This window comes from Micromonospora sp. PRAS1 (assembly GCF_059553435.1).
Genome location: NZ_JCANNB010000072.1, coordinates 1 through 9735, shown reverse-complemented (window position 1 = coordinate 9735; position 9735 = coordinate 1). Strand labels below are relative to the sequence as shown.

General features: G+C 73.7%; 3 protein-coding genes. All 3 read right to left on the bottom strand.

The window, feature by feature from the left end; translation table 11 throughout:
* On the bottom strand, positions 1-1277 hold a 1277-nt coding region (locus AC507J_RS31910), incomplete at its 3' end, for an MFS transporter (protein ID WP_496294230.1).
* Entirely contained in the window at positions 1274-2212 is a 939-nt protein-coding gene (locus AC507J_RS31905; protein ID WP_496294232.1) for an ornithine carbamoyltransferase, read from the bottom strand. The genes AC507J_RS31910 and AC507J_RS31905, both read right to left, overlap by 4 nt.
* Positions 2213-2313: 101 nt before the next feature.
* On the bottom strand, positions 2314-9687 hold the full coding sequence (locus tag AC507J_RS31900) for a non-ribosomal peptide synthetase (RefSeq protein ID WP_496294228.1): 7374 nt from the start codon (positions 9685-9687) through the stop codon (positions 2314-2316).
* Positions 9688-9735 lie beyond the last annotated feature (48 nt).

The following is a 9735-nucleotide window of genomic DNA, read 5'->3' as shown; positions in this document are numbered from 1 at the left end:
GTCAATTCGCGGTCGGCGTCGGCTTCGGCGCGTTCGGCTTCGGCGGCGGCCCGGGTGCCGAAGGCGAGGACCGCGAAGACGGCGATCACCACCATCGTGGCGCCCACGATCGCCAGGGCCACCTCGATGCCGACGCGGTCGAGCAGGAAGCCGGCGAGCAGCGCCCCGGCGGCGTTGGCACCCGAGGCGAGCAGCGTGAAGATCGAGCCGGCCCGGCCGCGCAGCTCGTCCGGCGCCGTCTTGAGCAGGTAGAGCATGCCGGCCACGTTGCCGATCCCGGCACCGTAGTTGATCAGGGCGAGGATGGCGCTGACCGCGATCAGGCCGGGTGCCACCACCAGCAGCGGCATCAACACCGCCCAGCCCACGTTGATGCCGATCATCATCCGACGGATGCCCCAGCGGCGCAGGTAGACATTGCTGGTCAGCGCGCCGAGCATGCCGAAGACGCTGTTGACCACAAGCAGCAGACCCACCGTGGTCGGCTCGCCACCGCGCTCCTTGACCAGCACCACCAGGCCGAGGCCGAGGATCTGGAAGAGGATGTTGCTGGCCGCGAAGAGACAGAGCGCCCGACGCAGGTAGAGCTGGCCCCAGACGAAGTCGAAGCCCTCTTTGATCTCGGCGAGCAGCCGGCCCGGTGCGGCACCCGCCGCCCGGGGCGCCCGTAGGTCCCGCCGCATGAACAGCAGGGTCACCAGCGAGATCAGGTGTGCCACGGTGGCGAAGAGGAAGGGCGCGAAGCGGGCGACGGAGTAGAGAACTGTGCCGGCCGGCTGGCCCAGGATGCTGGCGGCGTTGGCCCGCGACTCGTTGGCCGCCGTCGCGGCACCCAACTGGTCGCGCGACACCACACTTGCCACCGCCGCCCGCTCCGCAAGCGTGTAGCAGATGGCCAGGGTGGCCTCGACGAACGCGACAAGCATCAGGTGCGGCAGCCACACCGCGTCGAGCAGCACCGCCACCGCCACGCTGCCCACCCCGGCGACCCGGCCGACGGTGCAGACCAGCATCGTCGTACGCCGGTTCCACCTGTCGACAAGCGCGCCGGCCGGCAGTTGGGCGACCAGGTTCGGCAGCAGCGCGGCGAAGGTGACCAGGCTGGCCGCAGTGGCCGACCCGGTCGACCAGAAGACCAGCAGGGTGTAGCCGATGGAGGTGGCCCGGGCACCGAGCGCGGAGAAACCGGAGCCGGTCCAGAGCAGCAGGAAGTCCCGGTTGCCGGCCAGACCCGTACGTCGACGGGCGGGGCGGCCCGGTGCCTCGGAGGTGGTCACCTCGTCGAACCGTCCGCCGGCGCCTGGCACCAGTCCAGCACCGCCATGGCGCTGTAGAACTTGTTCTCCGCCTGCGCGAAGGCGATGCTGGCCGGCCCGTCGAGCACCTCCGCGGTGACCTCCTCGCCGCGGTGTGCCGGCAGGTCGTGCAGGAAGACCGCGTGCGGGCTGCGCCGCCAGAGCGCCTGTTCGACCCGGAACGGTGCGAAGATCCGGCGCCAGTCCGGGTCCGGCTTGCTGGTGCCGGTGGTCTGCCACCGGGTGGTGTAGATGGCGTCCAGATCACCCGGCAGGTCGGACATGTGGTGCCGCTCGACGACGCTCGCTCCGCTGACCCCGGCCTGGCGGGTGGCGTCGGCCAGGATCTGCTCGGGCAGGCCGTACCCGGGCGGGGTGCGCAGTTCCAGCTCCACGCCCGGAAACCGGGTGAGCGCCAGGGCGAGCGCGGTGGCGGTGTTGTTGGCCTCCCCCACGTAGAGCAGGCGCAGCCCCTCGATCCGGCCGAACTGCCGCAGCAGCGTGGTCAGGTCCGTCAACGCCTGGGTGGGATGTTCCTCGGCGCTCATCGCGTTGAGCACCGACATCCGGTCCTGGGCCGCCCAGGCCCGCAGCTCGGCCGGGTCACCGGCGGTGCGCGCGACCAGCACGTCGAGCATGCCGGCGAGCACCCGGCCGGTGTCCTCGCTGGTCTCCCCGGTGTTCGTCTGGAGGTCCTGCGGCCCGTACTGGATCACGCCCGCGCCGAGCCGCAGCGCGGCGCTGCTGAAGGCGGTCCGGGTCCGCGTCGAGGTCTTCAGGAAGTACGCGCCGACCACCCGCCCGGCCAGCGGGTTGCCGCGCTCCCCCGCCGCGAAGGCGGCGCCCCGGGCCACGATCGAGTACAGGTCCCCGTCGGTCAGATCGCGGATGGACACCAGGTGCCGCACCTGCCGCACCTGCCGCGCCGACGCGTCGGCGCTCGGTGCAAGACTGCTGCTCGCTGCAAGACTGCTGCTCGCTGCAAGACTGTGCGGTGCGGGGCTGTGCGGTGCGGCCGTCATCGGATCTCCTCCGTGGTTGCGGGGTCGGAGAGCAGCAGCGACACGACCTCGTCGCCCGCGTCGCCGTTTGTCAACAGCACCAGTCCGGACCCCTCCGGGAGCCGGCCGGCGGTGAGCGCCCGGTACCCGGCGGTCCGGCCCCGGTGGCTGAACTCCACCCGGGTTCCGGTGGGCCCGTCGATCCGGTCCACCAGGCAGCCGAGCCCGAAGACCCCGCCCGGTCCGGTGGTCAGTTGCGCCCGCACCAGTTCCTGGCTGAGCAGTCCCGGGCCACCCCGGTAGGCGAGATGCAGGTTCCGGGTCAGCTGGGCCAGGTCGGTCGCGGTGGTCCAGAGGCCGGCCGCTGCCGGGTCGGCCCGCAGCTGCCAGCCGCCCGGCAGCGGCTCGCCCCGCTCGTCGTGCCCGGCAGCCACCGGTCGGCCGGAGGTCTCCGGGAAGCTCTGGTCGAAACTGCTGCCGGTCATGCCCAGGGGCTCGAAGACCAGCTCGGCCATCAGCTCGGCGAAGGGCGTCGCGGTGACGTCCTCCATCAGCTGCTGCACCACCACGAAGTGGCTGTTGCGTTCCACCGCCACCGGGTCGGGAGAGGCCAGTGCCCGTACCGCCCCGGTGGGCAGACCACGGCCGTGCAGCAGGTCCGACAGGGTGGGCACCGGGCCGCCGCGCGGGTGCCCGGTGCTGCCCGTGGCGGTCAGCCCGGCGACGTGGCCGAGCAGTTGGCGCAGGCTCACCGGCCGGTCGGTGGGCAGCTGCCAGCTCTTGAGGTACCCGTTGACGTCCGCGTCGAGCTGCACCGTCCCCCTGCCGACCAGGACCAGCGCGCCGACGGCGGCGACCAGCTTGCTTACCGAGCCGACCTGGAAGATGGTCGCCGGGGTCACCGGATCGTCGCCGCCCGCCGTACGCCGCCCGACGGCCCGGACCTCGACCAGTTCACCGTCGGCGAGCAGGGCCAGCGAGGCGCCGGGCACCCGCTGCTGCGCGAGCAGCGGTTCGAGCTGCGGTAGCGCCGCAGGTGGGGATCCGACCCGTGCCGCCGGGCCGGTCGGGGTGAGCGCGGCGGCCAGGTCGGCAAGCGGCCGGTCCAGCATGGCCTGTTGCAGGGTCAGCGGGAGGCCGGCCTGCCGTGCGGCGGTGACCACTGGCACCACCAGCAGGGAGTGCCCGCCGAGGGCGAAGAACCGGTCCTGCCGGCCGATCCGCGCCACGCCCAGCACCTCGGCCCAGATCCCGGCGAGGAGGGTCTCGGTCGGGCCCTGCGGCGGGACGACCGCCGCCCCGGCCCGCAGCGGACCGGCCGGCAGCGCCCGCAGGTCCACCTTGCCGTTCGGGTTCAGCGGGATGGTGTCGACCGGCACGAAGGCGGCCGGGACCAGGGCGGCGGGCAGCCGCCGGGCACAGTGGCCGGCCAGGTCGTCGGCGTCGCCCACGTGGTACGCGACGAGCTGGTTGCCGCCGCCGGGCGCGGGTCGGGCGACCACCACCGCGTCGCGTACCGCGGGATGATCGAGGAGCACGGCGCGGATCTCGCCCGGCTCCACCCGGTGCCCACGGATCTTCACCTGGTCGTCGACCCGGCCGAGCAGGTCGAGTTGCCCGCCCGGCAGCCAGCGGCCACGGTCGCCGGTGCGGTACAGCCGGGAGCCCGCCGGCCCGTACGGGTCGGGCACGAACCGGTCGGCGGTGAGTTCCGGCCGGCCGGCGTACCCCCGGGCCAGTCCCGGCCCGCCGAGGTAGACCTCGCCGACCGCACCCACCGGCACCGGATGCAGCCGCACGTCCAGCACGTAGCTGCGCATCCCGCCGAGCGGGCGACCGACCGGTGCCACGTCGCCGGTGACCGCGCCGGTGACCGGGTAGCGGTTGACCGCCACCGTCGCCTCGGTCGGCCCGTACTCGTTGAGCAGCACGGTTTCCGGCGCGAGCTGCTGCCAGCGCGCACAGCTGCGCCGGGTGAGCGCCTCGCCGCCGAGCACCAGCAGCGGGCTCAGCGTCGCCGCCTGCTCGCCGGTCAGCTGCCCGGCGAGCAGGTCGAGGTGGCTCGGGGTCAGCTTGACGAAGCTGAACGGTGCCGCCTCGGCCAGCCGGGCGCCCAGCTCGTCCAGTCCGGTGTCGGCCGGCAGCAGCCAGAGCCGCTGGCCGGCGACCAGCGGCGCCCAGATGGTGGTCACCACCATGTCGAAGGCGACCGAGGAGAAGAGCGGCGCCCCGCCCGACCGGTCGGCGACGAGTTCGCGTACCGCCCAGTCCAGGTAGCCGGCGAGGCTGCGGTGGCTCACCTGTACGCCGTTGGGTCGGCCGGTCGACCCGGACGTGAAGATCACGTACGCGAGCTGGTCCGGGTCGGTCCGGCCGGGCGGTCGCTCGTCCGGGCGGGTGGCGATCTCCGCCGCCTCGGCGTCGAGCAGCACCCGCTCGACGCCGCCGCACCGGTCGGCGTGGCCGGTGCTGGTGACCACCACGGTGACCCCGGCATCGGCCAGCATTGACGCGATCCGGGCAGCCGGGTAGGACGGGTCGATCGGCAGGTACGCCCCGCCGGCCTGCCAGATGCCGAGCAGCGTCGTGACCAGGTCCACGCCCCGGTCGAGCAGCACCCCCACCACCTGATCCGGTCCGACGCCCCGCTCCCGCAGGTGCCAGCCGAGCCGGTTGGCCGCCGCGACGAGTTCCGCGTAACTGTGCCCGCTGACCGCCTCGGCGTCGCCTGCGGCGGCGGCCCGCGCCTGCACCAGGTCGGGCACCAGGCCGGGCGATTCCGGTCCGGCCGCCGTCGAAGCCGCTCCGTCGGGCCGCGTCCCCTCATCGGTCGCCTCGGCCCAGCCGACAAGCACGTCGTGCCGTTCGGCCTCGGGCAGCCGGACCGCGCGGGGGTCGCCGTCCGGGTCGGCCACCATGGCGGCCAGCACGAGCCGGTACATCGCGGCCAACCGCTGCACCTCGGCCCGGTCCAGGTGGTCGCTGTCGCTGCTCAGGTGCAGGTGCCCGGCGACGGCGGAGACGGCCAGGGCGAACTCCGAACTGGCGGCGGCGTACCCGGTGCCGGTGGCCGCCCGCTCGCCGATCACCTCGTCGAAGTCGAGGTAGCTGAAGTAGACGTCGACCAGCCGGCTGCCGGCCACCGCCGGGCGGATCGCCGGTGCCGGGTACCGCCGGTGCGGCCACACCTGCACCTCCCTGGAGTGCACCTGGCGTACCAGGTCGGTCCAGCTGGCGGCGGTGCGGTCGTGCGGGAACGGCAGCGTGTTCAGCGACATGGCGTAGACCCGCTCGCTGCCCACCAGGTCCGGCCGGGTGTGGCAGACCAGGCCGCTGTGGAAACGCGGCTCGTCGGTGAGCTGGCCGAGCACGGTCAGGTGCGCCGCGTGCAGCACCGCCTTGAGCGAGACCCGCGCGGCGGTGGCCAGTTCGCGCAGGCCCGGCGCCAGGTCGTGGAAGGGCACCCGCACGGTGTGGGCGGTACGCGTCGACGCCGGCGTCGCCGGCCGCCACGCGGTGGGCAGGGTGAACTTCGCGTACCGGTCGACCAGGTCCTGCCAGTACCGCTGGTCCGCCGGGGACTCCAGGGCGCGCAGCTCTGCGGCGACGAAGTCGGCGAAGCGTACCTGCGGCAGGGGTTCCGGTTCGGGCCGGTGACCGGTGCGCAGCGTCCGGTAGTGGTCGAGGATCTCCGCCACCAGCGCGTGCAGGCTCCAGCCCTCGATGATCACGTGACAGATGGTCAGCATCAGCCGCCAGCTGCGGTCGGTCTCCTGGCAGGCGGTGAAGCGCAGCAGCGGCGCCTGGCCGACGTCGAAGGGTGAGGTGTACTCCACGGCAACCAGCCGGCGCAGCTCCGCCGCCCGGTCGGCCTCGGTCAGCTCGCGCAGGTCACGCAGGACCACCGGCACGTCGACCTCGTCGTGCACCAGCTGCATCGGCACCGAGTAGCCGGTCGGGTCCACCGAGGAGCGCAGCACCTCGTGCCGGTTCGCCACCAGCTGCACCGCCTCCCGCAACACCGGCAGCTGCACCGGGTCGTCGGAGTCGACCAGGAAGGAGGCGACGTTGTGGTAGTGGTGCCAGCCGTTGTCGGCCACCATCTCCAGCAGCATGCCGAGCTGCACCTGGGAGAGCGGGTACGCGTCGGTGAGGCCCCCCGGCAGCAGAGCCCGGTCTGCGGGGGCGACCAGCTCGAACGGTCGTACCGGGCGGTCGACGCGTACCGGTGCGGTGCGTTCGGCCAGCGCGGCGCAGAGCCGGCCGACGGTCTGGTGGTCGATGACGTCCGCGACGGTGACGTCCAGGTCCTCCTCGCGCAGCGCGCTGGCCAGCACCAGCGCCTTGATCGAGTGGCCGCCCAGCTCGAAGAAGCCGTCCTCGACGCCGACCGCCGGCAGGCCCAGCACCCGGGCCCAGATCGCGGCGACCCGGGCCTCCAGCTCGGTACGCGGCGCGACCGCCGCCCGCCCGTCACCGGGTCCGCCGGCCTGCGGCGCGGGCAGCGCCCGCCGGTCCAGCTTGCCGCTGTTGTTGCGGGGCAGCTGGTCCAGGGTCACGAAGGTCGACGGGATCATGTACTCCGGCAGGGTCCGGGCCAGCCCCGCGCGCAGCTGCGCGACCGTCGGCCGGGTCCCGGCCGCAGCGACCAGGTAGCCGACCAGCCGGGGGTCGCCGGGGGTGTCCTCGCGCAGCACCACCACCGCCTCGGTGACCTGCGGCAGCGCGGTCAGCGCCGCCTCCACCTCGCCCAACTCGATCCGGTAGCCGCGCAGTTTCACCTGGTCGTCGAGGCGACCGAGGAACTCCACGCTGCCGTCGGGGAGCCGGATCCCCTGGTCGCCGGTTCGGTACATCCGGCTGCCGGCGGGGCCGTACGGGTCGGGCCGGAACCGCTGGGCGGTCAGCGCCGGCTGGTGCAGGTAGCCGCGGGCCACGCCGTGACCGGCCAGGTGGATCTCGCCGGGCACGCCGAGCGGTGCCGGGTGACCGTGCTGGTCGAGCACGTAGAGCCGCAGGCCGGGCAGGGGACGGCCGATCCGGCTGCCCACCCCGGGCGCGAGGTCGGCCCGGGTGACCCGGTGGTAGGTGGAGTAGACCGAGGTCTCGGTGATGCCGTACATGTTGACCAGGGCGATCCGGGCCAGCCCGAGCCGGTCGACCCACGGCACCAGGTCGGCGAAGTCGAGGCGCTCGCCGGCCAGCACCACCGCGCGCAGCGCGAGGCCGCGCAGCCGCGGGTCGCCGTCGGCGGCCAGCCGGACCAGGCCACGGAACGCCGTCGGCGTCTGGGCCAGCAGGGTCACCTCCTGCTCGACAAGCAGGTCGAGCAGCTCCTCCGGGGAGCGGGCCACCACCCGGGGGATCACCACCAGCCGGCTGCCGTGCAGCAGCGCACCCCACAGCTCCCAGACCGAGACGTCGAAGGCGTACGAGTGGAAGAGCGCGACGACGTCGGTCTCGTCGGTGGCGAAGTGCTCCTGGGTGCTGGCGAGCAGCCGCAGCACGTTGGCGTGGCTGACGCAGACGCCTTTCGGGCGGCCGGTCGAGCCGGAGGTGTAGATGACGTAGAGCGGGTCGTCGGCGTCGTTGACGGGTGCCGGGTCGGTCTGCGGGTGGCCGGTGAGGTCGGTACGGTCGAGCAGCACCAGTTCCCCGTCGTACCCGGCCAGCGCGTCGGCCTGGTCGCTTGTGGTGACCACCGTCCGGGCGCCCGCGTCGGCGAGCAGGTACCCGATCCGTTCGGCCGGCTGCGCCGGGTCCAGCGGCAGGTACGCCGCACCGGCCTTCAGCACGCCGAGCAGCGCGGGGACCAGTTCCGCGCCCCGGTCCAGGCAGACACCGACCACCGTGCCCCGGCCGGCACCGAGCGTCCGCAGCTCCCGGGCGAGCTGGTTGGCGTGGGCGTTTACCTGCGCGTACGTCAGCCGGGTCGGGCCGGTCACCACCGCCACCGCCTCGGGCGCGGCGGCCACCCGGGCCTGGAACGCCTCGACCAGGGTGCCGGTGACCGGCTCCTCGACGCCGGTGTCGACCACGCCGAGCAGCCGTTCCCGCTCGCCGCCGGGCAGGCAGACCGCCTGCGCGTCACCGGCCGGGTCGGCGACCATCGCCGCCAGCACCGCCCGGTACATGCCGGCCAGCCGCGCCAGGTTGGCCCGGGAGAGCACGTCGCTGCGGCTGGAGAGCTGGTAGTTGCCCCGGTGCGCGAAGACCGACAGCTCGAACTCGGTGGCGCCGTCGCCGGCGCTGCCGACCACCACGGGTTCGGTGCCGGTCGCGGTCGCGCCGGCCTCGGCGCGGGAGAAGTCCTGGTAGTTGAACATCACCCGGAGCAGCCGCTGGCCGCTGTCGCGTTGGATCTCCGCAAGCGGGAACCGCCGGTGCGGCCAGAGTTCGACCTCCCGGTCGAAGACCGCGGTGACCAGGTCGCGCCAGGTGCGGGCGGTGCGGTCGTAGCCGAACGGCAGGGTGTTGAGGTACATGCCGTGTACCCGTTCGGCACCGAGCACCTCGGGCCGGGCGTCGCAGACCAGGCCGGCGTGGAAGCTCTCCTCGGTGGTGAGTTGGCTGAGCACCTTCAGGTGCGCGGCGTGCAGCACCGCCTTGACCGATACGCCGGACGCGGAGGCGAATCGCGTGACGGCCTCGTCCAGGTCGGCGACGTCGACGCCTGTCGAGACCGGCGTCGGTTCGCCGGCCTCACCCCAACCGGCGGGCAGGGCGAACGGGCTACGCCCGTCGATCGCGGTACGCCAGTAGTTCCGGTCCTCGTCGGCGGCGAGCGAGGAGAGTTCGGCGGCGATAAAGTCGGCGTAGCGTACCGGCGGTCGTTCGGTCTCGGTCGGCTGCCGGCCGTCGGCCAGTTCCGCGTACGCGGTGAGCAGTTCGGCCAGGAGTTGGGCGCTGCTCCAGCCCTCGGTGACCGCGTGGCAGATGGTGAAGGTGAGCCACCAGCTCTCGGCGCTGTCCCGGTGCGCGGCGACCCGCAGCAGCGGCGCGGCGGCCAGGTCGAAGCGGTTGGCCCGCTCGGCGGCGATGAACTCCTCGAAGAGCCGCTGCTGCTCGTCGGTCGGCACGTCCCGGCCGTCCACCACGGTCACCTGCGGGGTCACCTCGGCGTGCACCAGCTGCATGGGCACCGAGTAGCCGGTCAGGTCGAACCCGGTGCGCAGGATCTCGTGCCGGGCGACGACCGTGGCGACGGCGGCCCGCAGCGCGTCGGCCGAGAAGGGCCGCCCGTCGCGGACCTGGTGGGCGATGACGCTGTGGTACGCCGCCCGGTCGCCGCTGGTGGCCAGCTCGACGAGCATGCCGAGCTGGGTCTGCGACGCGGGGTAGGCGTCGGTGAGCCCGTCGGGTAGCAACGCCCGGTCCGCCTCGCCGATCAACGCGAACGGCTCGACCGGCGTCCACTCCTGCCCGGCGCCACCGCTCAG